Below are 21,581 nucleotides of genomic sequence, written 5' to 3'. Positions count from 1 at the left end.
ACAAGTCTCCTTATCGTATTCTTTGCTAGATAAAAATGTAGAAGTGAATCTATAATTTTCGATTTTTTTTGGTGAGTCACACGATGCCCGACATAACTCTTAAGGATTACTTGTAAAAATATTCAAAACAGGTTTCTTTGTAACAGGTAGTAGGTAGAAATTTAAATGGTAAAAATGAAAATTGCCGTGTCTTTCACATTGCTTTTGATCGCATGTGCCCCCGAAAGAGAAAGAAATCCAAAAGCATGCATTGAAATGGCAGCAGTGATAGAAAATTTCAATCTTAGGCATCGTAATGCATTTGAAGAAGGGCGCATTACTCAAGAAGAATATTCTTCTAGAATCAATGAGAATGATAACCTGAAGATTTCTTTTTGTCTTCTCTCACTTGTACCCGTAGAAAGGAATACTAATTTTTAATTCTTGTTTCAACGGAAATTAGTTCTGCCGAAACAAAGGAATTCAGGACTCACCAAAAAGTTCCGATACCGCATACGGTAATAATCCTATTTGATTTTTATCATATCTGATTTAATTTTATCGAATCAACCAGCCTAGCGCATACCAAAACATCCCCAATCCTGTCAAAGGAAAGGCTTACCCTTTCGCTTGTTGGAGTGTCAGTCTGTTAAATCCACTTCTTCGAATGCCTCTGTTTGGTGGCGGAACATCCAAAGTTTATCACCGGAGTAAAAATTGATGAACCCATCTCGCATTTCAAATTGGTAGATACCGCGGAGGAGTAAATTTTGTTCGAATTGGGCTTCGGAAGGAAGGTCTACCACTAGGATACGGCGGGAGGTGATGATGGCCACTTTATCATAGAGGTTGGCAAAACCACGAAGGGTTTCTTGTTCGAGGCTGATGGTTTCCCAGTGGTTTGTATAACTATTGTATAAGTAAAGTTTGCGATCACTGGCAACAAGGGCCGCTCTGTGTCCCATAGCTACTTCGTAACGTTCCTCACCAAAGATATGGCCTTTTTCCCATTCCGTACTTGAATTACTTACACCTAACACGTTTTTTTGGGATACGATGATACATATTTCACCATAACATTTGGAGTAACGGACATGTTCTCCCCTTGTGGAGTAGGAGACTTCCGTTCCATCCGATAAAAAGGCTTTGAAGGCAAAATGTGCCTCTACAAAGTTAATCGTTGTTTGGAGGAATGGGTAAGCAGTTTTATCATTAGGAATATTGGAAAAAACTGTGACTCCGTGTTTTACGGGAACAGAAGGGACATGTAAGTCTGGGTTAGGTTTTCTTGGAGTTTTGTTTCGATTTTGGCCAACGGTGTCGTAATAGTAAATATCGCTTTCTAAAAGGTCTGGGTTTGCGACTAACATTGGGAAGAATGGAACCGTGAGGTAAAACCCCATGGCAAATGAAACTGCTGTAAAAAACGGAAATGTTCGAAACCCACGGAGCATAAACTGAATTGTTCCTTCCTGACCAGTGAATCTTGATTAGATGGCGTCATTCGACAACCATTTCTCGGTCTTAGACGGAGAATAGTTTTGCAAATGTGTGAGCAGGTCTTCTGATTTATTTAGTACGATCACCAGATCCAAATTTTCTTTTTTTAAGAAGCCTTGGTCCACCATGGTTTGGAACATTTTGACAAGGGGGTCATAGAATCCATTCCAATTCAAAATCACAATTGGTTTGTTGTGTAATCCCAATTGGGACCAAGTTACCACTTCAAAAAACTCTTCCATGGTTCCAAAACCTCCAGGCAAAACCAAAAATGCATCGGAAAGATCAAACATGATTCGTTTTCTTTCGTGCATGGATTCTACTTGGATGAGTTCTGTGAGACCAATGTGTTCGATTTCCCGTCGTTTGAGAAAGCTTGGTAAAACTCCAATCACATTGCCTTTTTTCGCCAAACAACCGTTTGCAACTGCTCCCATAAGGCCCACACTGGCACCCCCATAGACAATCCCAATCGAATGGGTCGCAAGTGTTTCGCCCAGACGGTAGGCTTCCTTTTCAATCGAAGGATCTTTCCCAGAAGAAGAACCACAGTAGATTGCTATTTTTTTAAATGGTGCCATATGCTTTTGCTTCTTGGGAAGAAATGGTATTGGGAATGCAGTGATAGAGACCAATGTCCTCCATTCCATGTTGGTTTGGTCTTAGAAAACATTTCTTTTTGGTATTGGTGGCACGAGTGAGCTTTGTTTCATAGGGTATCGCAAACAAACGACTCGTGAAAAAAAGGAGTAAGGATAACCAATATTTCATTTTAAAAATCCATATAGTTCTTTTGCCGGGAATTCCCATTCGGGGGTTTGGAAATTGTTTCCTTTGGGGAGTGTGAACCAAGGAGAAAATTCACCCTCTGAATTTAGAATGTGCATTTCCTGGGACGGCATATAACTTTGTGCCAAAAGGAATACCATCTGTCCATCTTTTCCCATTGCTTTGTCTACCACCATCACCACATGGCCTGGGGATCCCGCTTCAATCCAAACATCACCTGGTTCCAATTGGGATAAAGGTTTTTTGATTAATTCTGATTTGAGTGAAATCGTTCCCGCATAACTATAAATAAATTGTAAGTATTCTTCAAAGACATCACGGTTTGTTCCTTGTTTGGCTTTGGTTTGTATCCAACTGGTTTTGTTTCCTTTCACAACCACTCGTTCCCCATTGGCAAATCGCAGGAAAGGAACATCCATTCCATTGCTGATTTTAAAATGGATCGCATCAAACTTTTTGTTGGCATAAAAATATTCTGCGCGGAGTTTCATAACTGCATCTGCACATTGGATTAAGTCCCGTTTCAGTAAGGGAAAATTGAGAACGGCTACATGGACTTGGTTTTGTTTCTGCTTTCCGTTATACAAAAGTACGGGGCTACCATCCGGTTTTAAGGGGAAGTTTTGTAAGTAATGAGAAAAACTTGCTTTTGGGTAATCCACTCTCAAATATCCGTTAGGTGGTGTAATCCTTTTCTGGATGGAATCTGCATGAAGTGGGAAAATGAGAAGGGTGGCAAAAGACAAAAAACTGATTCCAAATAGGAAAAGGAAAATCCATATCCGGATAGAAGAAAGTTTTACTCTTTGGTTTCGATCCGTTGGTCTACTAAAAAAATTGGTCCCCATCCTAATCCCATGGAATCAAATTTTGACCGAAATCAAAATCATATTTTCGATATAAATTCTAATCAAAGTTTATTTGGGATGCAAATCATATTTCGCATTCTAAGATGGGGATGTTCCTTTATTCTAAGGAAGAGCTTTTCAATTGTTAGAAATCTCAATCCAATGATGAGCGTGTCACCACAAGTTTGATAGACTCTTCCAACCATGCCTCTTTGGCTCCGGCAAAAGAAACAGTTTTGGTGACAATGGATTCTGGTTGAAAGGCACCCGATTGGATTTCGGGGTAAAGTGCTTGCATCGAATCCAGGGATTCCACTCGGCCGATATGGATCTCTGCACCTTGGTTGTACATTTCCAAATAAGGAATTTCCAAACGATTGGTCCAAAAAATGGAAGCAGAGCTAAGGATGGCATTTTTTCCGAGTGACCTTGTGGCAAAGTCCCAACCTTCTTTTGTGGCAGAGGCGTCACATACCAAATCATACCTTTCGTTTGGTTTGGGAAAGGTTGTGAAATGAGTGACGGGGATACCAAGAGAAGATGCTAAATCTATCCTTTCCCTGTTTGTATCGACATACATAACTTCGGCTTTTTTTGTTTGGTGGAGGTAAAGTGCTGTATACAGTCCAATGCTCCCTGCATTCCCACCCACCACAATTGTTTTTGGATCTTTTTTTTTAGTTAAAAACCTACCAGCGAGTTTCCAGACTTCCGCAATGTTATCACTAAAACTTGCAATCCCAATTGGATTGATATTTGAATCCAGTTCAAATAACATTTGTTCGGCGTATGGAACGAGTAACAATTCTGAAATGGCACCACCGAATGTTTGGGCACCAGGTGGCATTCCATAAGCCGATGTATAAGGGACTGTTTCACAAGAATTGGTATGGAGGGACAAACAGGTAGGGCAAGTGCCACAAGAAATTTGGAAGGGAATGGCAACCATGGTTCCGATTTTGAATTTTTCTTCTAAATCTTCCGATACTTTTTTGATACGGCCCACAAACTCGTGTCCTACGGGAAAGGGTGCACGGAAAAGAGTTTCTCCGCGTACAATGGGTAAATCCAAATCACAACGAGCGATCGCGATTGGTTCCACTAACGCTTGGTTTCCACCACTGATGGTGGGTGTATCAATCTCTTCCCATTCCAAGATTCCTTTTTTACGAAACACAAGTCTTTGCATTTGTCCCTCCGTATACCGATCGGTCTACGTTTTGGTTGTTTTCTTTTTTGTGCAACTAAAATTGTTGGAACCAAGTTGGCAATTGGGGCAATTTCGTTTCTTCCCATGTCCAATCCCCAAGAACGGTGGTGATGGGAGAGTCGTTTTGCAAAGCTTTCGCAAGTCCCCGTGTTAAATCATCTCGAACGGTTGGTCGGTAAGGAGTCTCAAATTGGTTTTGAAACGTTTCTTTTTCATGTTCCCACGCATAAGAAAGGAAAAAATCGATAAACTTTTGGTTAGAGGATTCAAATTTGTTTTTTAGTTTTAATAAATCAGGATGGTTTGTTTTTTTCATTGTCCTTTGCAAAACAATGGAGATCCCACGAACACTCTTTGAAAAAAAAGTACCAGCTCTAACCAAACGACGGTTTTTCGGATTTTCCAAAACCCATTTGTCTGCTTTGTATTTTGCGATACCCATCGATCCATAAAATGCCAAAGTATGGCTTAACCAATAAAACGCTGAATAGGCGACTGTTAGTTTTGGTTGTAACCTTTCTTCCAAACTGAGCATCGGATCCAAACAAATTCCAAGTGTTTCTTTGATTTGTGCCTGGGTACTTTCTTCAATGGGAAATCCCACTTCACCGAGCGCTGGCGTATAGATTAGGGCTTGGAACTCTAGGGGCTTACCTGCTTTGTTTATGTCATCAATGACGGCTTCGGTTAAACCTGGTTCGGCACGTTTCCCAAATAACGTTAGGTCAGAATTGGACACAGGTTCTTTTGTCGTCGTGGTAGAGATAAGATAGGCACTAGGGTCGACGGACCTTATGGCAGAGATGGCACTTTGGCCTGCTTCCCCCGAACCTCCAATGATTAAATATTGATTTTGTCCCATGAATCCCTACCTAAAGCATTTAATTTTCGATTGATCACGGTAAAGTCTCTTGGATTCTATATCGGAACAAGCGAAATATGAAAACGATTTTATCCTGCTCCAACTGTCTCAGTGGTCATTCCATCTCTTCATCCAAACTGGAGGGCAAAAAAGGAAAGTACCGATGTAAAAAATGTTCCATTTGGAACCATTTTGATTTTCGAAAGATCGAAACGGGGGAAAGGTCCGACTCACTCGTGTTATTTGACCTAAATTTTTTAGGCCAAATACCCAACCATAACTTACAAGGCCAAATTTTTGGCCGTTATACTTCTAATTTTGTTTCAGAATGGTCGAATGAAGAACTCGTTTTTTTGAAGGACGAGGAGGGAAACGATCACGATGTTCGTATTTCCATTTCAGGGCTGCCAGAAATTGTAAGACTAAAGAATTTTGATTATGATGTCACTTCTGATCAACCTTCCAAAAATTTAAGTATCATCATCAATCACAATGTGAACAAAGCACCAGTTCGGTTATCGTTAACAGTTACGGACTATGATCATGTTTTAGTGAATGGAAAATTGTATCTCGCAATTTCAGACGAGTGGAATACATTTTTACATGGAAGTTTTACTGCGACTCATATTTACAAAATTCAATTTGATGAATATGGTGTGGCAAACAAAGAATTACCTGATTTCATCACCAGTTTTTTGGCGGCAAAAATTTACGTTTTGTCAGGAAATATTTTATCCTTACAAAAACATTTTCCTGCTCTAAATGAAAAAGAAAAAGCAGAACTTTTGTCTCTTGTCATGTACCATTGGCCTGAAAGCCAAACCACTGTTTCCGAAGTCCATTTTAAAGAAGGGAATATCCAGGCAATCTTCCAACTCACTCAACGAAAACTCAATGAGAGTTTTATTTTTCTAATTTCAAATCAATTAACACCAAACTCTGAACATTGGCACATCATCCATGATGTTGTATGCCACTCTGAAAAGGAACCCATCTTCATTCCTCTTCTCAAAACAAAATTCCCAGACGAATACCATAAACATTTAGGCAGTCAATTAGAAACTAAAAACGAAGATAAAACCTTAGACTGGTTAGAGGAAGATGATGTCTATCTTTTGGATTCCTTTGTTCGTTCAGTTGGATCATTGGACTTTATCATCAAAGATTCGATCCGAAACCCACTTGGTTTTACTTTGTTACAAGAAGCTTTTGTTCGCTCCAAATACAAATCATGTATGCGGTTATTGGAAAGAGGTGCGAATCCCAATATAGTCGATGCAAATGGCGAAACAGCAATTTTTAAATTATGCCAAGACAATACCCTTCGTTTGCAAGAAAAAACCAATTTGATGGATGAGTTGATCAGACGTGGTGCGAAGGTAAACTTACAGTCAGTCAATGGTATGTCACCCCTCCATTGGTGTTCCGTATTTGGGGAACCGAGTTTGGCAAAACGACTCATCCAAGCGGGTGTGGATATCCATATCGGTGACCAAAATGGAAGCACTGCTTTACATGAAGCTTGTAAATTTGGAAATTCTTCTGTGCTTGCTTTGTTATTGGAATCGGGTGCAAAGGCAAATGCGAAAACTTTGGATGATAAAACTGGTCGCGACTTGGCATTTGAAAATTTAGAAATTGCAGATTTGGAAGCAGACGAAGAGAAAAAGAACCGTTACCAAAGGGTCCTTTCTCTCTTAGATGTATATGGTGGTTAAAATCCCAATCGTTTTGTTTTCAAACTTCGAACAATAAAATACAATACAAGTCCAACGGGGCCATAGTAAAATGTAAGTCCATGGATGGGTACCAAAACCAATCTGTGGATGTTGTTTGCCTTTCCATCTTCTGCTTCCCATGTTCCCAAAAACAAATCAAAAGAAAGGTAATGCACCCAACCTGCTAACAGAAATTCATCATTCTGAAACAAAGACCGAACTGATTGCAAACTTGAAAAATTTCCTTCCGCATTTCCAAATCCAATGGATAAAGAAAGGATGTACAAACCACCGAGAAATAAACCTGAAACCAAGATCCTTAGATATGGAATCACCTTTGTTTGGTTTGGTGATAGTAGTAAAACTAACCAAGCCACTAGAGTGAGTGAATTGGCAATTGTGAAAACGAGAGATGGGTTCATATAAACACCTTTGGTTCTAAAAATTTTGGAAACGAAAATAGGCGTAAACCTAAAGATACGATGAAGAGGAGATGAATTCCATACACCACTGTAAACAAAGGTTGGAATGAAAAAATTGATTGTCCTAAAAGAGTTTGGACCACCATCAAAATGTTCATCGAAAGGAATAGACCACCCATAAAACGAACCATGAATACTTGGTCTGATGTTTCTTTTTTATGGAGGAGGGATGCAGCGATTACAAAGAAGATCTGCATCACATGCATTCCAAAAAAATGGGGAACACGCATATCACCAATCACAGTGCTCCATCCAAAAAAAGTTAGGCCTTGTCCCGGTTCTCCCGTTCCAAAGCTATGAGACCCACTTGTTTGGAAAATCCCTTGTTTCATCAGTTCCAATTGTTCGGGACGAGGTTGGGTCATAAAAAATCCAATGATCATTCCAAACCCAGCGATTGTTAGCCCCCAAAGTAAACTTTCTCGAACGGATTTTGAAATTCTTTTCTCCTTTAAAATAGGGAGAATCATACCTAAATGGAATAACCAAAAAATAGAGATACTTGTTCCCATAATGGAAAATACAATTTGGTTCCAAGTGTTTGAGACATTGAAATGGCTTGATTCACCCCTTGCCGCTTGGAGTGTGATGAGAACAATTTCAATCACCGAGGTGATGGTTAGGACAATTTGTGTTTTCCGATTGAAACGCCAATCTTTCAAAAACCGTTCCAAAATCCATACAGTGGATAGGGAATACACTCCCAGGGAAACGGTGAACTTAATCGGTTTGATCCAGAGATTCACACCCAAAAGGGTTCTTGTGTCTAGAAAAACTAAGGGAATCATGGATATCGTGAGTACTGCCATCGCGATTCCATTCCAAAAAAGTGGTTGTCTTTTGAAGTCGGCGTATTTCATAATGTTGACAGCGTAAACAAATATGTATACTCTGTCAACATAAAAAGTATACATTGTAAACATTTTATGAAACCATCCAAAAAACAAACTGCCCCCAAAATCCAGGCTCCCACCAAAAAACCTTCTGTCCCATCGTTAAAATCCAATTTGGGCAAATCCAAAGACAGCCAGGAAGTTTCCAGTTACCACCATGGGAATTTGCGAGAGGTGGTATTAGAACACTCCCGTCAGGTCCTAGAGAAAACAGGGGTTTCTTCTCTTAGCCTAAGAGACATCGCAAAAGACCTCGGGGTGAGCCACACTGCCCCCTACAGGCATTTCCCAAAGAAAATGGACCTACTCCAAGCCCTTGTGACCGAAGGGTTTCGAGAATTAGCCGCTGCGATGAAACGGGCTTACGAACATTCCGAAGATCCTTTGGCAAAAATCAGAAAAGCCGGTGAAGAATACATTTACTTATTACTCAAAAATCCAAGAAGAACGGAACTTATGTTTGGTGGTGAAATTTATGTTTCCGGGGATCCCATCTCAGATGAGTTAAGAGAGTGCGGAAACGATGCCTATATGGGAATGTTTCGGATTGTCGAGTACGGACAAAACCAATTGGTTTTAAAAAAATCAGTGCCTACTGCAACTCTTATGATGAGTTTTTGGAGTGGGGTCCATGGTTTTGCCGTACTGAATGAACGCAAATGGAAAGCAATACAATCCTCCGAAGGAGAAAAACAATCCTTTCAGAAAGAGGTATTACAAATATTAGAGATTATGATCGAAGGGACACGTCTGTAAAGTAGATGATGCGACTTGTGATGATGGTGTGTTCACCTTCTGTTTCGAGTGTCACTTCCATCTCCACAGGGTAATCCTTTAATACCATAATCAAACCAATTCCTGATCGATTTGAGTTTGGGTCATTGGATTCAATTTTATCAAAGTAAAGTTTTTCCAAATCTTTTGCAGAAAAGATTTCTTTTAAGCTCGCTTCATATGCGGAAACATTGGATTCGTTTGTTTTGTTTCTGACCAACATTTCAAATGATTGGCCACGGTGGATGAGTGAAATTTCGATATCGGCTTTTTTATCGTAAGAATACTTGGCAGCGTTTTCTAAAAGTTCATTGAAGACTGTGGAGATCGAATTGACGATCTCTGAATTTTTCATGTCCATCGAATCACTTGGAACATCGGGTAAAAACGAAAACCCATAAAAATAACCAATAAAATCAGATAAAATTCCAATACGGCGCCAGTAACGCATCAAATCCAAAGGTTTTAAATGGATTTCGATGATGGATTCAGGCTTTTGTTCTGAGAAAGCCGTGTGTGTGAGATTGCCGTATTTTCGCATATTCGTAGTTCAACTAAAGAAAGTAGCGAAACTACTTTAATGCCGCAAGCGCTTTTTCTAATGCATTTTGCATTAATCGGCGTTCTTCGGGGTTTGTGCTGAGTTTATCGAAGTGTAGGGGTTTTAAGAGGAAACCATCACCATCAAATTTCACAAAAGGATTTTCCTTTTTTTCTTGGTCATTTTTTAAACCAATCACTTGGAAGGTTTCGATGGGAGTGTGAACCCCTTTGACCAAGATTTCTCCTTTGGGAATCGTATTTACATATTCGTCTACCAAGGATTTGGTTGCGTTTGAAATCAAAATTTCCCCTGCACTTGATACACTTTCCAAACGGGACGCAACATTCACCGGGCCACCAATGATGGTGTAATCCATCCTTTCGTTGGTTCCAAAGTTTCCAACCGTCACATAACCGGTGTTGATTCCAATCCTGCATGTTAGGTTGTGGTTGATTCCCGATTTTCTCCAGTATTCATCTAACGCAGGCAAACTGTCTCGCATCTCAATGGCCATTTTCACACAGTTTAGGGCATGTGCTTTGTCGTTTTCAAAACTAGGTGCACCAAAAAAAATCATAATGGCATCACCAATGAATTTGTCGATGGTACCTCCGTATTTGATCGCGATACTTGACATCACATCCAGATATTGGTTGAGACAATCGGATAGGATTTCAGGTTCGATGGAATCGGTGATTGTTGTGAAACCAACAATGTCAGAGAAAAATATTGTGAGTTTACGCCTTTGGTGGGAGATCGAGGTTTCCACTTCCGCACCGGTGATCATTTCATACAATTGAGGGGAGAGGTAACGACGCATCCGATCCAAATACATTTGGATTTTTTTGTTATTTTCTAAGAGTTCGTTTTCGATTTCGGTTGAGTGGTCAATGATGTTTTGGTAAAGGACTTCCAATTCTGCGTATTTGGCTCTTTCCTCTTCCAAAACTTTGTCATTGTCCATAATTGTCCTCTAACCTCGTTTCCTCATGATCATAATGGTAATGTCATCATAGACATCCATGCCATCGATAAAAACATAGATGTCTTGGAAAATGGCAGCTAAAATTTCATCAGTAGTGGGAAGGTCTGCATGTCGTTCCAATGATTCAATCAGTCTATGAGAACCAAACTGCTCTCGTTTCGGATTCTCAGCTTCAGTGGCACCATCTGTATAAAGTAAGATGATGTCTTTTGGTTGCAATGGAATGGGTTTTTCATGAATGAATTCATCAATTGATTCTGTTAGACCAACTAACATACCATTGTCGACCGTATCAATGATTTCTGTTTTTTTGTTTGCATGGCGATAAACCATTATCGTTTCGTGTTGGCCAGCAGTTGTAAACACTCCATTTTTATAGGAAAAGAGAGAGAGTGTTAGGTTTCGAATGTCATTCATTCTGACATGAATATTGGAAAATAAAATGGAGTTGATGGAACGTAGCGATTCTCGTAAAGAGATCACCTTCGATCGTAAGGTTGTGATGAAAGCAGATTGGGTCATGAGCATCACAACACCTGATGCCAGTCCATGGTCTGTCACGTCTCCGATCCCTATGTATACCGTCCCATCTTCATGGTGGACCACATCGTAATAGTCTCCCCCCACTTCGTTGGCAGAGTCCATCCGTGCCGAAATTTCTAATTCATCAATTTGTTTTAATTCCTCATTGCGGGGAAGTACCATGGCTTGGATTTGCCTTGCGACGTCTAATTCCATACCAAGGCGCATGTTCTCTTCTAGGATGGCTTGCTTTTCTGTGTTAAAGATTAAGTCAGCTTGTTCTTGTGTGGTGCGTGAAGTGTTGAGGATGGCATATAAAATCAGACCTCCCGTCACAACCATATAAAGTAAGATGAGAAAGATTCCCATGGGAACCGCACTGACTAGGAAGAAGGTACTGTTTTCTTCTAAGAAACTCGGTTTGAGATAGTCAGACAGTGCAATGAGTTTGGCATTGAAGTCTGTCATCTCAGGGTAAAAGTAGATGGTGAGGGATGCATACTCTACGATGAGGATGATCACTGCAAAGATGATTGTTTTAGTATTATTCCGTATGGATGCGAGAGCGATGAGAATGAAAAAGACATAAATCATCGGTGCCGCATACACAAGGCTTGGGTTTTTTTGGGAGTATGCCGTATACCCTGTAACAAATGTAAGGAGAGTGATCTCTAAAAAAGAAGAAGAGAATTTAAATATATTGAGATATTTTCCCGACTTCTTTAATGAATAGAGGACAACAAAGTTGTAACAGAGTAAAACGAGAATGGCAGAGATTTGGTAATAAAATTCTACCGGTGGACGGCCAGAGAGAAGACCGAGTGTAGCAAAGATAACCAAAAATCCCAGGAAGAAGAATCGGAATTTAGTGGCGAAGGTTTCGGCCCTAAATTCCCCCTGGAAGGCAATCTCTTTAAGTTGTTTCTTGTAGTAGTCCGAGAGGACGAAGCGATTTTCGTTGGAAGAGGATTGCGGCATAGAGTAAAGGTTTCTTTCTTTATATTTCGTTTTAGAGAATGCGGAAAATTAACTGATAACGTCATACATTTTGCATAAATTGCAAATGATTTTTCAAATTTTTAAGGAGGACGGCGAGTATGAGTCATATCAACGTCCATTTGGCAACAACTGAGGAAGACCGTAATAAAATTTACCACCTCCGCTATGACATTTATGTTCAAGAAATGAACAGGGTCCAAGAATATGCCGACCACACCACCAAAATGATCAAAGAACCCTTTGATGAGACAGGCCACCTGTTCCTCGCGGAAACGGAAGAAGGGGAGATCATCGGCACTGTTCGCATCAACTTTCGTAAAGATGGGAGTTTGGAATGTGAGGACCTTTACGAAATGGACCTCTTTCGTCCCTTTTACCCAGACAAAGTCTCCATGTCGACAAAACTCATGGTCAAACGAGAATACCGCCATACAGCAGCAGCAAGTATGTTATGCATGAAGATCTATGAACATGCCAGAGAAAATGGGATTGTGATCGATTTCATAGATACGAACCCACACTTGGTGCGTTTGTACAACCAAGTTGGGTACAGAATGTACAAAAAAAACATCCACCATCCAGAGTATGGGATTGTGATCCCGATGGTGTTTTTGTTAGACGATAATGAATACTTAAAACAAATCCATTCACCTTTCCTTCGTTTGGCGAAACGTTTCCCTGCGGGAACTGAGTTGGCTCATCTATTTGAAACCAAGTTCCCTGAATACAAAGACATCAGACCTCTCTTCTCAATGGAAGGGGATACGGTTTGGCAAAATATCGTACATGATATGATGCTCCCACCAAGCCAGTTCCTCTCTTTCCTCCGAGGGTTTACGGAGGAAGAGTCCAAAAAACTTTTGTCCATGCTTGATCTCATCGATTATGAAGATGGGGACATCGTTTTCCACCAAAACCAAGAAAGCCAAGGTTTGTTTTGTGTTTTGGAAGGCAGTGTGGAGGTTGTTGTCAACCGTGAAGATGGAGTTCGTTCTACCATTTCCATTTTAAACCAAGGAGAGATTTTTGGGGAACTTGGGTTTGTGGCAAAATCCAATCGTAATGCTGATATCATTGTGCGTGACCATGCAAAACTACTCATCCTCACACCCAATGAATTTCAAAAATTGGAAATCCAAAGTCCCACCTTAGCGATCAAACTGCTTACCAATTTGTTTGTGATCCTTGCGCAGAGGTTCAATGAAATGTCCCGCCGCATGCTCGAATTTAGAAGGTTGTACGAGATGGGCGGAACTGCGAAGGGAAGTGGTTAAAAAGAGTTTGGTTGTGGTTTAGGAAATTTCCAAAACCACTTGGTCCCAAAGTTTTTTGAAATTGGAAAGGGATTTTGACTGCCAAGAAACATTGAGGGATCCTTGGATCTTGATTTGGTAGGTTGCACTTTTTCTCGAGTCAATAATGAACATGGAGAGGGTAGTGATCCCAGAACTGTTCACAAATTGTAGGTCTCGAAAGTCCATGGTCAGAAGTGCCCCTTGGCAAAGTTTTGCAACGTCTCTTAAAAATAATTTGATTGGTTCATAAGCGGGTAAGTTCTGCAAGCGGATGGATCCAGTGAATTTGACAGTCTTAGTGGCTTCGTCGTATTGTATGTTGTAATCTAAGTCTTTGATTTCCATGAAGCTTCGCCTATTATATCTCTTCTACGTTGATAATTGCTCTTACCGTGATTTCATGAGTATCGGCATCGATCTCATGGAAACTATAACCAAATCGGACCGGGTAATCCTTTAACATCATCAGGAGTCCAAGTCCCGACTTTGTATCTCCATCCTCTTTGGTTTCGAGTGTAGAAAAATACATCTCCTCCACGTTTTCTGATATGAGTTTGTTCACAAAAAGCTCAAAACTATCCCTTAAGGTTTTTGACGCCACATTTAAAACATCAATCCTTAAAAGATTTCCATATTGTTTTAATTCTACATTGATTCTGCCTTCCCTCGCTTTGGAGAATTTAGAGGCATTTTCTAAGAGTTCGTTGATGATGGTGGAAAGGGAATTGGCTTTGGTTTCACTTTCTTCGTAACAATAAGAATAAAATCCAGCAACGAAATTGGCCGTGAGACCACACCTGCGCCAGTACGTCGTCATATCGATCGGTTGGAATACCAATCGCAATTGTCCATCCGCAGGCAAATTCTCTGGAATGATGTGGTATTCACCGATGATGATGGGTGCCTTTTGGTTCAATTTTGCCTCCGTTTATTTTTGGTACAAATGTGTTTCTAATTTGATCGTGAATTTCACACGGTTGGACATATACTCGGATTGTAACTGAGAATACAATTCTTGCATCCCTTCTGGGTGCCCCATAAACGACATCATAGACCAACCTGTCATCATTCCCAAATGAATTTTGGGGTACTCCACAATGGGTTTATCGTCATTGCCATCATTGGACGCAATGAAGTCAGTTCTATGTTTCAATTGGAATCCTAAACCTTCCATAATGCTCGGAACTTTTTCCATCACAAACCGATCGGCTGGGTGGATGGTGGCATGTTTGGCAACCATGTCTAGGAGGACCTGTGGGCCAGTGAAAGTTTTGTCATTGGGACAGTGGATGAGGATTTTTCCCCCTGGTTTTAAGACCCGGTAGAATTCCTTTAACGCTTTTTCCGGTTCCTTGATGTGGATGAGGACCATGGAATTAAAAATAAAATCAAAATGGTTGTCTGGGTAATCCAAGGCCCGGACATCGGAGACCTTCCAGTCTACTTTTGGGTATACCAACTTACAGTACTGCACCATATCTTCGGAGATGTCACAAGCCATCCATTTGAGGTTGGGATTTTTTTTCACGAGGAAACTGGTGAGAACCCCTGGACCCGCACCCGCATCGAGTGCTGTCCCCACTTCTTTTTCGTATTCGATGGAATCTAAATATGGTTCGAGCAGGAGTTTTAGGAGGTTTGCCTGCGCCGATAACCTTGGCATTTCATCCTGAATGGAGATCTTTTGTGTGTAAAGGTTTTCGCTCAAAGTGAATTCGCCAGAAGAGTGGTTCTAAAAAAAGAATCCTTTTTTTAAAATTGGTCAACTGAAATACGAACGATTTTTAAATGTTTTTTTTAAAACCTCGCGTATGGTCATACATTAGACATAATGGCTTAGGGTTCACTGCACTTCGCGTGCGACCACTCCATCAATATCACTTCCATTATAACTTCCAGGTGGCCATGGAAAATTGTTTGTTCCATCCGCATAATTTCTGACAGCACTTGCCGAGGTGATTTTGATAAATTTGAATCCTGTTGATTGGATATTGGTTACGGCAGCTGCGTCACAACTAACATCGTTTGGATCATTTTCATCTAGGTCATCCAAATTGAAGGCATCTCCACCTCCGAGAAAAAACCGACTGCCTTTTTCAATGAAGAGATCCTCGTTTGACAAAAGATTGGTGGTCATATTCAAATACACGGGTCTCAGCCCACCAAACCTAGTCCAGCTGGAAATTAAGTTGATATTACCGGCCGTATAACTCGGATTAAAACCACAATAGGTGGTTCCATCCAAGGAAACCTGGATCACAGACGGATCCATGGCATAGGTATTGGAATCATCGGAGATTCGAAAACTATTATCAAAAACGATAAAATCATCATCGGCGACATTTTTAACAGTTTTACCACCCCAACTGAGGATCATGGTTGCCCCCACACCTGTTTTTTCGAGTGCATACACATCGAGAGAGCCCGCGAGTTCTCCTGCACCACAAACACCATTGATGGCTTTGGATGGATCGGAAAAGCCAGAGATACTAGCTTGTGCACTGACGACCGTATTCGCAAAAAATAGATCTGTTGGGAGAGAGGAAGATTTGGGACAAAGAGTGGCATTGGCACTTGATCCGAGAATTGGAAGGAGTGCCAACAAAGTTTCGTTTGACGAGGATCCTGTCTCTTTACAAGAAAAGAACCACAAACATGTGAAAATGAAATAAGAGAGAGTTTGTTTTCTCATTTAAATTTTTCGGTCATAACGAGAGAAGGCAGATGCACCACAACCGGAACTTCCTGGATTTGTTTTTGTTGATGTATCTGTTTGTGCTTTTGCTTCTTCATAAGTTTTACCGAAGGCAACTGTACATAACCAAAAAGAATTTTCTTTTGCTGTATTCTTAAAAAAGAATACTTTATTGTATTTTCCTTTGTTGGTATCTCCAGTAAAACATCCTCCGTTATTTTCAGGGTTTTGTGTGATGAAACTTCCTTCGCTATTATTAAACTCAATGATGATATAACAACTAGAATATCCTCCAAAACCAGAACTGTCATCTAATTGTAAACCTTTTTGTCCAAATTTTGCACTAAAGGTTGTTAATGTATCTGAAGTTGTCCCGTTACCAGTGAAACTATTCCAAACACCATTCAAAGCAAAATCCTTATTCGATTCGATCGCACTGCCTGCTAATAGTCCAAGGAGTAAATTTTCATTGGCTTCCGATTCTGAAACTTGGTTACCCGTATTGCAAAGGGATAGGGAAAGGAGGAGTCCAATGGTGGCTAAAGTTTTTAAAAGAGTTTGTTTCATAAACGTTTCCTAAAGTTTAATTTTAGGGAACTCCGGACCAACGGAAAACAATGATTGGTGTTTTTGGAAGGAACCTCCAAAAGAGAAATCCATCATTGTAAAACTTGTTTCGGGTGCCCCGATGCCTTCGGGGCCCCTATCCTCCAAATGGTGGTCATTTGGATTTTAGTGTGTAAAGTTCCATAACCGCGAGGATTTCTTTACGGGGAAGATCTGGCTCACCAAACAGATGTTTGGATTACAGTTGCGGGTCAGCACAGGATTTTCACCTGTTTCCTCCCAGAAGGTATTTTCCAGGTTTTTGTGGGGCCAAGGATTGTCAAATTTTTAAATCCAGGATTTCTCCTGAACCTGTTTCGTACAAATTGAAACAAAATTGTATTGGAAATGTAGCGTAATTTCTAAGGAATCTTTTGCAACCAAGTGAGTTTTTTGGACTCATACAAACTAAGAGGAAAAGATATGTTTTATTATGTCGGAAGGTCTATTGGTTTTGTATTGATGTGGATTGTGGTGAAACCCATGCGACTCAAGTATGGAAACAAAAAAGTAGAAATTCAAAACGACTATATTTTACGCCAGTTAAATGGAAAGTCGATGATTCTCATTTCGAATCATATCAAACCAAGAAATAAATTTTTAAAAATCATCACCATGCCTTATGATGCATTTGTGATCCGTGGTGTCCTCAAACGATATGGGATTTACACAACGGCCCTAACCAGTTATGATTCTGGAATGGGAAACAAAGGTAGGAAGTCAAAATGGCTTCGTAGGAAAGAACAATTGGTCAAAGGGATTGTGAAATCCATCGATCTCATTCCTCTCAATCGAAATGAATCCGATCCAGTGACCATAAAAGATTTTCAAAGACGGATCAAAAAAGGAAATTTGGGAATTGGGATTTTTCCAGAAGGCTCTTGGTATAGAGGGTTTCGAAAGTCGCGAAAGTTGTATCCTGGCATGGTTGTGCTAAGCAAACGTTACAACTTACCAATTGTTCCGATGTACCTTGACGCTTATAATTTAAACAAACCCATTCGCCTCACCTTAGGGAATCCTGTTTGGCAAGTGAATGATACAACGGAAGTGATGGGTGAGATCAAAGCGGAGTTTATCAGACTCAACCAATTGTCTAAAAACAAAGCAGTGCTCGTGAATGATTCCCAAGTTGGATCTGAAATTTCTTTAGAAGATGATAATGACGGAATGGAAGTTTCAACTATTGCTGGTTAGGTTGTTTGCTTAACAATTTTTGAAAGTAGGAAATTCCTTCTTCGATCGGATTTCCTGCTCCTTTTCGTTTCCGAAGCATTCCCGTCATATCCAAAACAATCACACCATACATCCAACTCCACATCATACGAGCAATGGCTGGGTATTCATTTTTGGGATAAGGAATTTCTCCCGAATCAAATCCGATGCGAACGGTCTCCAAAAAGAACCGATAACTTTTTGGAAGTTGTGGGAAAGCCTTACGATGCACACCACCATAATCGGTAACAAACATCACTTTGTGGAGTTCGCGGTTATTGCTCGCAAAATGAAAGTAGGAACGAGCAATGGCAGCCAGTTGGTCAAATGCAGATCCTGTTGTGACATCCGCACTTGCTTTTTTTAACATGGAAAGCAGTTCGTCTTCACCCGTTCGGATCAAATCTTGTACTAGGTCAATTTGGCTTTCATAATAGGAATATGGACTTGCCACACTGCAACCGAGACGGTTTGCAATCTTTCGCATGGATAGGCCCTCGAGTCCTTCCTCCTTTAAGATGAGGAGGGAAACATCTCGGATCTCCTCTCGTGAGAGGCTATTGCGAATCCTTCTTTGTTTGTGATGGGCTTCCAACATGGATGAATTTCAGGTTTCCCTTCCATCCTAAGGCAATCCAGCGAAAAATCGAACGTTTTTCTTAAAATGCAGCGTTGATTTGGGCATAAGCCATATAAGCTTCTTTTGCCAATTGGTTTCGCCCTTGTAAGTAGTTTTGGTTCCATTCGAAGGATTGTGTGGTCGCATTGTATTGGATTTTGCTATTGCGGTAGTTTCTCACCGCATCACCCGCTTGCAAATACCCAACACCGAGCCAAAGCGAAACAAAATCGTTGATTTGGCCATGCCATGTTACGTCCACTTCTGTATAAATCCGTTTCCCCAAAGCATAAGGAGATGAATAGGATTGGTTTGAATAATTTTCCGTACTACCTTTGTCAGACGACACAGGATAGGGATTCCTTTCACCAATGGATGCAGTGGAATTGGCAACACCGCTAATGGCATACCATGCATCTTGTTTTTCCGCTTTGTCGTTTTGAAAGTATGTGATTTGGAACTCACCATAAGATTCGGAAGCATACGTAAGACTTACCGATTTTGAATAGAGATTTTGTGCATTAATGTTTTCTGAAATTCCAGCCACACTATTGAAATAAGGGATCACACCAAATCGTGGGTTCGCAAGTGTTTGGAAAGTAGAAAGAGAAGCATCTGATCGATTTTTATCCCCTGATGCATAAAGAATTTGACCACCTAACCTTAGTTTTTTGAAAAAAGTGTAACCTGTTTGGAATACATGCATTTGGCCAGTGTACTTTTCTCTTTCTGTTTTATAATTGTCCCATTCATTAGGAAGGTAACCTTTTAGGTATGGATCTTGGATCCTTCTACCCGAAGTCCCTGATTGGAATGCGGATTCCCAAGTGAAATCCCAAGCTTTGCCTTCTGGTAAAAAATTTCCTTTTGTCCGATTCGTAATCCGAAAGCCAGAAGTCACCAAATTTTGGTTTTGGCGGCTTCGGTTTGTAGCGAGTGGGTCATCTGGTGAAGATTCGGGTAGTCCAGTAATTGGATTGGTTGTATTTTTTTTCCACTTACGCACCACACCTAAGGTATAGAGATCCAATGTGACCCAATCTGGGATCGTAAAACTATTGTAAGTTCCGACGAGTGTCGTATCGGTTCCATTGGCAGAAGAATTGAGTTTTGGATCATTGGCAGATGCGACACCATTCGGCCCACTTTGAGTCCAATACGGCCTTGCCATAAAAAAATGGAGTTTCACGGTTTCGTAATTGAACATCAACCGCGCCCCATCAAACGAAAGTCCATTGACGGTCCAGTTTCCACCACCAATCATCCTTTGGTCGCCATAGGACCAAATTTGTCGACCCACTTGGAGTTTGGATTGGAGAGGAAGTTTGTTGAGTAAGATAAATGCTTCTCTAACGCCAGTTTGGTTAAGGGATACGGCATTGGTTTGGTTTCGAGAATAGATATCTGCAGAATTACTAAAAAAATTAGCTCGGATATCACCAGACGAGGCAGGGGATTCTCCACCCCAGACACGAGCATCTTGTAAGGTTACTTTCGCTTGTACATAAGGGCTTGGGTCAAAAAGAAAATATAGGGAAGAGGTTTGGAGGGTGCGGTCAACGTATCCTTTGTCCGAAGCGTTAAAATCTAAATTGTACCGGATTTCTTGCCTCGGGCGAAGGTACAAACCAAATCGTAATACATCATTCAACCAAAACTGGGAGGAGGTTGCGGAATGTTTGGAAAGGGCTGGTTCCACAAACATATGGCGGTTGAATTCTGGATCCAATCCCTTTTCTTTCATAGGAGAACTGTACGGTTTTGGTTCCTCTTGTTTGGTCCCAGTAGGATCTGCTACTGGTTCTGCAAACAAAAAGGAGGTTTGCACCAATAAAAGGAAACAAAATTGAATGCCATTCTGAAAACGGAACATAGTGTACTCTCCTATCCTATGATTTGCGTTTGGAATCCATCCCATTTTGTTACCGAACAAAATGAGGATTTTGTGAAGGAACGCAAATGATTCAAATGGAATTTTAATTGTTACCCATAAAGATTTTTAACAAATAAAAGTAAACTGGAATTCCAAAGATGATATTGATCGGGAAAACGATCGATAAGGCAACTGTAAGATAGATACTTGGACTTGCTTCAGGAATGGAATCCTTCATCGCAGCAGGAACTGCAATGTATGACGCAGATGCACATAATACCACAAACATCAATGCATCACCAATTGGCATTTGGATGATTTTGGTTAAAAAAATCGAAATGATCACATTAACAAACATAATGAGGAGTGAAGAACCCACTAAAAAGATTCCAACTTTTTTTAACTCACGCATTTGTTTTGCTGCATCTATCCCTTTGTCCAATAGGAAAAATGTGAGTAGTCCTTTGAAGATATCTTCTGTGAAAGGTTTTGTTGTGTTCCATCCAGATTCACCCGAAAGATACCCTACAATCAATGCTCCAATTAAAATATAAACTGATGAACTAAAGAATGCTTCGTGTAACAGGTGTTTCCATTGGATCCTTTCACTCGGATTCCCATTTTGTTTCTTTTTCCCTAGTCGGTCTATGATGACCGCAATGACAATGGCAGGTGATTCCATGAGCGCCATGCCTGCTACGATAAAACCTTGGTATTCAAATCCATAACTATGCAAAAAGGCTCCAGCTGTCACAAAGGTAACGGCGCTAATGGAACCAAAACTCCCAGCGAGGGCTGCAGAGTTCGCATGGTCCAATTTAAATCGGAAAATGAAGTAAGAATACACTGGAACAAAACATGCCATAAACATACAGGCAATCAGAGTGAGTAGGTGTTCTTCGGCGAAAGGAGATTTAAAGAGTTCATGCCCTCCTTTGAATCCAATAGAAAACAATAGATACAAGGAAAGGAATTTCGATACTCCTTCCGTGATGCGTAAATCGGATTTAAAGAATACGACACCCATTCCTAAAAAGAAAAACAAGACAGGTGGGTTGAGAATGTTGTTCAGAGCATTGTGAAAGTCCATATTTGTCCCTCGTAATTGCCATGATTTTAGACATGCAATTTGTCCAAAATCATAAAATTGGACAAAAAAATAGTCTTGAAACG

24 protein-coding genes are annotated in these 21,581 nt (G+C 40.5%); 5 read left to right on the top strand and 19 right to left on the bottom strand.

What is annotated here, in order from left to right; genetic code table 11:
• The first annotated feature begins 165 nt into the window (after positions 1-165).
• The gene (locus tag EHQ62_RS17610) at positions 166-420 is read left to right on the top strand and encodes a hypothetical protein (RefSeq protein ID WP_135645264.1); all 255 of its coding nucleotides are present in this window, start codon (positions 166-168) and stop codon (positions 418-420) included.
• A gap of 200 nt (positions 421-620) precedes the next feature.
• Here EHQ62_RS17610 and EHQ62_RS17605 read toward each other — a convergent pair whose 3' ends face one another.
• The 6 genes from EHQ62_RS17605 to EHQ62_RS17580 form a co-directional block, all read right to left on the bottom strand.
• The gene (locus EHQ62_RS17605) at positions 621-1,433 is read right to left on the bottom strand and encodes a hypothetical protein (protein ID WP_135645262.1); all 813 of its coding nucleotides are present in this window, start codon (positions 1,431-1,433) and stop codon (positions 621-623) included.
• Positions 1,434-1,469: 36 nt separating this feature from the next.
• Entirely contained in the window at positions 1,470-2,060 is a 591-nt protein-coding gene (locus EHQ62_RS17600) for an LOG family protein (protein ID WP_135645260.1), read from the bottom strand.
• Complete coding sequence (locus tag EHQ62_RS17595; RefSeq protein WP_135645258.1) at positions 2,047-2,250, bottom strand: hypothetical protein; 204 nt, start codon at positions 2,248-2,250, stop codon at positions 2,047-2,049. The genes EHQ62_RS17600 and EHQ62_RS17595 overlap by 14 nt, the downstream gene beginning before the upstream one ends.
• Positions 2,247-3,014, bottom strand: a complete 768-nt coding sequence (locus EHQ62_RS17590) for a DUF4846 domain-containing protein (RefSeq protein WP_279638331.1) — start codon at positions 3,012-3,014, stop codon at positions 2,247-2,249. The genes EHQ62_RS17595 and EHQ62_RS17590 overlap by 4 nt, the downstream gene beginning before the upstream one ends.
• A 256-nt stretch (positions 3,015-3,270) precedes the next feature.
• A complete protein-coding gene (locus tag EHQ62_RS17585; RefSeq protein ID WP_135645254.1) occupies positions 3,271-4,305 on the bottom strand; it encodes a zinc-dependent alcohol dehydrogenase in 1,035 nt (344 codons plus the stop codon).
• 55 nt (positions 4,306-4,360) lie between these two features.
• Entirely contained in the window at positions 4,361-5,188 is an 828-nt protein-coding gene (locus tag EHQ62_RS17580; protein WP_135645252.1) for a hypothetical protein, read from the bottom strand.
• 77 nt (positions 5,189-5,265) lie between these two features.
• On the opposite strand from EHQ62_RS17580, the gene EHQ62_RS17575 reads away from it, so the two are divergent.
• The gene (locus EHQ62_RS17575) at positions 5,266-6,906 is read left to right on the top strand and encodes an ankyrin repeat domain-containing protein (RefSeq protein WP_135645250.1); all 1,641 of its coding nucleotides are present in this window, start codon (positions 5,266-5,268) and stop codon (positions 6,904-6,906) included.
• Here EHQ62_RS17575 and EHQ62_RS17570 read toward each other — a convergent pair.
• Positions 6,903-7,328 carry an ABA4-like family protein gene (locus EHQ62_RS17570; RefSeq protein ID WP_135645248.1) on the bottom strand — a complete coding sequence of 142 codons (426 nt, stop codon included), beginning with the start codon at positions 7,326-7,328 and terminating at the stop codon, positions 6,903-6,905. The two genes, EHQ62_RS17575 and EHQ62_RS17570, sit on opposite strands and share 4 nt — an antisense overlap.
• Positions 7,325-8,248, bottom strand: a complete 924-nt coding sequence (locus tag EHQ62_RS17565) for a hypothetical protein (protein WP_135645397.1) — start codon at positions 8,246-8,248, stop codon at positions 7,325-7,327. The genes EHQ62_RS17570 and EHQ62_RS17565 overlap by 4 nt, the downstream gene beginning before the upstream one ends.
• A gap of 66 nt (positions 8,249-8,314) precedes the next feature.
• On the opposite strand from EHQ62_RS17565, the gene EHQ62_RS17560 reads away from it, so the two are divergent.
• The gene (locus EHQ62_RS17560; protein WP_135645246.1) at positions 8,315-9,037 is read left to right on the top strand and encodes a TetR/AcrR family transcriptional regulator; all 723 of its coding nucleotides are present in this window, start codon (positions 8,315-8,317) and stop codon (positions 9,035-9,037) included.
• Here EHQ62_RS17560 and EHQ62_RS17555 read toward each other — a convergent pair.
• The 3 genes from EHQ62_RS17555 to EHQ62_RS17545 are packed head-to-tail and all read right to left on the bottom strand — an operon-like array spanning position 9,012 to position 11,946.
• Positions 9,012-9,596: a DUF6272 family protein gene (locus tag EHQ62_RS17555; RefSeq protein ID WP_015677526.1), complete on the bottom strand. Its 585-nt coding sequence runs from the start codon at positions 9,594-9,596 to the stop codon at positions 9,012-9,014. The two genes, EHQ62_RS17560 and EHQ62_RS17555, sit on opposite strands and share 26 nt — an antisense overlap.
• Before the next feature lie 31 nt (positions 9,597-9,627).
• A complete protein-coding gene (locus EHQ62_RS17550) occupies positions 9,628-10,563 on the bottom strand; it encodes an adenylate/guanylate cyclase domain-containing protein (RefSeq protein WP_135645244.1) in 936 nt (311 codons plus the stop codon).
• A gap of 9 nt (positions 10,564-10,572) precedes the next feature.
• On the bottom strand, positions 10,573-11,946 hold the full coding sequence (locus EHQ62_RS17545) for a PP2C family protein-serine/threonine phosphatase (protein WP_244241834.1): 1,374 nt from the start codon (positions 11,944-11,946) through the stop codon (positions 10,573-10,575).
• Positions 11,947-12,203: 257 nt separating this feature from the next.
• Between EHQ62_RS17545 and EHQ62_RS17540 the strand changes: the two genes are divergently transcribed.
• A complete protein-coding gene (locus tag EHQ62_RS17540) occupies positions 12,204-13,379 on the top strand; it encodes a GNAT family N-acetyltransferase (RefSeq protein ID WP_135645240.1) in 1,176 nt (391 codons plus the stop codon).
• A gap of 18 nt (positions 13,380-13,397) precedes the next feature.
• Here EHQ62_RS17540 and EHQ62_RS17535 read toward each other — a convergent pair whose 3' ends face one another.
• The 5 genes from EHQ62_RS17535 to EHQ62_RS17515 all read right to left on the bottom strand — a co-directional run bounded on the left by EHQ62_RS17535 (position 13,398) and on the right by EHQ62_RS17515 (position 16,662).
• The gene (locus EHQ62_RS17535) at positions 13,398-13,745 is read right to left on the bottom strand and encodes a slr1659 superfamily regulator (protein ID WP_135637185.1); all 348 of its coding nucleotides are present in this window, start codon (positions 13,743-13,745) and stop codon (positions 13,398-13,400) included.
• Positions 13,746-13,758: 13 nt separating this feature from the next.
• Positions 13,759-14,316: a slr1658 superfamily regulator gene (locus EHQ62_RS17530; RefSeq protein WP_015676320.1), complete on the bottom strand. Its 558-nt coding sequence runs from the start codon at positions 14,314-14,316 to the stop codon at positions 13,759-13,761.
• A gap of 12 nt (positions 14,317-14,328) precedes the next feature.
• Positions 14,329-15,108, bottom strand: coding sequence for a class I SAM-dependent methyltransferase (locus tag EHQ62_RS17525; RefSeq protein ID WP_244241833.1), 780 nt, complete (start codon positions 15,106-15,108; stop codon positions 14,329-14,331).
• Positions 15,109-15,243: 135 nt separating this feature from the next.
• Entirely contained in the window at positions 15,244-16,092 is an 849-nt protein-coding gene (locus EHQ62_RS17520; protein ID WP_135645238.1) for an LIC_13355 family lipoprotein, read from the bottom strand.
• Positions 16,093-16,662, bottom strand: coding sequence for a hypothetical protein (locus EHQ62_RS17515; RefSeq protein ID WP_135645236.1), 570 nt, complete (start codon positions 16,660-16,662; stop codon positions 16,093-16,095).
• Positions 16,663-17,124: 462 nt separating this feature from the next.
• Between EHQ62_RS17515 and EHQ62_RS17510 the strand changes: the two genes are divergently transcribed.
• On the top strand, positions 17,125-17,898 hold the full coding sequence (locus EHQ62_RS17510; protein WP_135645234.1) for a lysophospholipid acyltransferase family protein: 774 nt from the start codon (positions 17,125-17,127) through the stop codon (positions 17,896-17,898).
• Here EHQ62_RS17510 and EHQ62_RS17505 read toward each other — a convergent pair.
• From EHQ62_RS17505 to EHQ62_RS17495, 3 genes are all read right to left on the bottom strand, one after another.
• On the bottom strand, positions 17,885-18,514 hold the full coding sequence (locus EHQ62_RS17505; RefSeq protein WP_135645232.1) for a TetR/AcrR family transcriptional regulator: 630 nt from the start codon (positions 18,512-18,514) through the stop codon (positions 17,885-17,887). The two genes, EHQ62_RS17510 and EHQ62_RS17505, sit on opposite strands and share 14 nt — an antisense overlap.
• A 61-nt stretch (positions 18,515-18,575) precedes the next feature.
• A complete protein-coding gene (locus tag EHQ62_RS17500) occupies positions 18,576-20,408 on the bottom strand; it encodes an alginate export family protein (protein WP_135645230.1) in 1,833 nt (610 codons plus the stop codon).
• A gap of 103 nt (positions 20,409-20,511) precedes the next feature.
• Positions 20,512-21,498: a sodium-dependent bicarbonate transport family permease gene (locus EHQ62_RS17495; protein ID WP_135645228.1), complete on the bottom strand. Its 987-nt coding sequence runs from the start codon at positions 21,496-21,498 to the stop codon at positions 20,512-20,514.
• Between the last annotated feature and the right edge of the window lie 83 nt (positions 21,499-21,581).

It is taken from the genome of Leptospira jelokensis, assembly GCF_004769635.1.
GTDB lineage: Bacteria > Spirochaetota > Leptospiria > Leptospirales > Leptospiraceae > Leptospira_A > Leptospira_A jelokensis.
This window is presented reverse-complemented; position numbering and strand designations above follow the sequence as displayed.

Excerpts from the sequence above, each read along its gene's own strand:
- EHQ62_RS17585 (WP_135645254.1), bottom strand. The coding sequence starts at position 4,305 with ATGCAAAGACTTGTGTTTCGTAAAAAAGGAATCTTGGAATGGGAAGAG.
- EHQ62_RS17605 (WP_135645262.1), bottom strand. The coding sequence starts at position 1,433 with ATGCTCCGTGGGTTTCGAACATTTCCGTTTTTTACAGCAGTTTCATTT.
- EHQ62_RS17540 (WP_135645240.1), top strand. The coding sequence starts at position 12,204 with ATGAGTCATATCAACGTCCATTTGGCAACAACTGAGGAAGACCGTAAT.
- EHQ62_RS17560 (WP_135645246.1), top strand. The coding sequence starts at position 8,315 with ATGAAACCATCCAAAAAACAAACTGCCCCCAAAATCCAGGCTCCCACC.
- EHQ62_RS17500 (WP_135645230.1), bottom strand. The coding sequence starts at position 20,408 with ATGTTCCGTTTTCAGAATGGCATTCAATTTTGTTTCCTTTTATTGGTG.
- EHQ62_RS17600 (WP_135645260.1), bottom strand. The coding sequence starts at position 2,060 with ATGGCACCATTTAAAAAAATAGCAATCTACTGTGGTTCTTCTTCTGGG.
- EHQ62_RS17510 (WP_135645234.1), top strand. The coding sequence starts at position 17,125 with ATGTTTTATTATGTCGGAAGGTCTATTGGTTTTGTATTGATGTGGATT.
- EHQ62_RS17580 (WP_135645252.1), bottom strand. The coding sequence starts at position 5,188 with ATGGGACAAAATCAATATTTAATCATTGGAGGTTCGGGGGAAGCAGGC.
- EHQ62_RS17595 (WP_135645258.1), bottom strand. The coding sequence starts at position 2,250 with ATGAAATATTGGTTATCCTTACTCCTTTTTTTCACGAGTCGTTTGTTT.
- EHQ62_RS17535 (WP_135637185.1), bottom strand. The coding sequence starts at position 13,745 with ATGGAAATCAAAGACTTAGATTACAACATACAATACGACGAAGCCACT.
- EHQ62_RS17515 (WP_135645236.1), bottom strand. The coding sequence starts at position 16,662 with ATGAAACAAACTCTTTTAAAAACTTTAGCCACCATTGGACTCCTCCTT.
- EHQ62_RS17565 (WP_135645397.1), bottom strand. The coding sequence starts at position 8,248 with ATGAAATACGCCGACTTCAAAAGACAACCACTTTTTTGGAATGGAATC.
- EHQ62_RS17495 (WP_135645228.1), bottom strand. The coding sequence starts at position 21,498 with ATGGACTTTCACAATGCTCTGAACAACATTCTCAACCCACCTGTCTTG.
- EHQ62_RS17610 (WP_135645264.1), top strand. The coding sequence starts at position 166 with ATGGTAAAAATGAAAATTGCCGTGTCTTTCACATTGCTTTTGATCGCA.
- EHQ62_RS17505 (WP_135645232.1), bottom strand. The coding sequence starts at position 18,514 with ATGTTGGAAGCCCATCACAAACAAAGAAGGATTCGCAATAGCCTCTCA.
- EHQ62_RS17520 (WP_135645238.1), bottom strand. The coding sequence starts at position 16,092 with ATGAGAAAACAAACTCTCTCTTATTTCATTTTCACATGTTTGTGGTTC.
- EHQ62_RS17575 (WP_135645250.1), top strand. The coding sequence starts at position 5,266 with ATGAAAACGATTTTATCCTGCTCCAACTGTCTCAGTGGTCATTCCATC.
- EHQ62_RS17570 (WP_135645248.1), bottom strand. The coding sequence starts at position 7,328 with ATGAACCCATCTCTCGTTTTCACAATTGCCAATTCACTCACTCTAGTG.
- EHQ62_RS17550 (WP_135645244.1), bottom strand. The coding sequence starts at position 10,563 with ATGGACAATGACAAAGTTTTGGAAGAGGAAAGAGCCAAATACGCAGAA.
- EHQ62_RS17555 (WP_015677526.1), bottom strand. The coding sequence starts at position 9,596 with ATGCGAAAATACGGCAATCTCACACACACGGCTTTCTCAGAACAAAAG.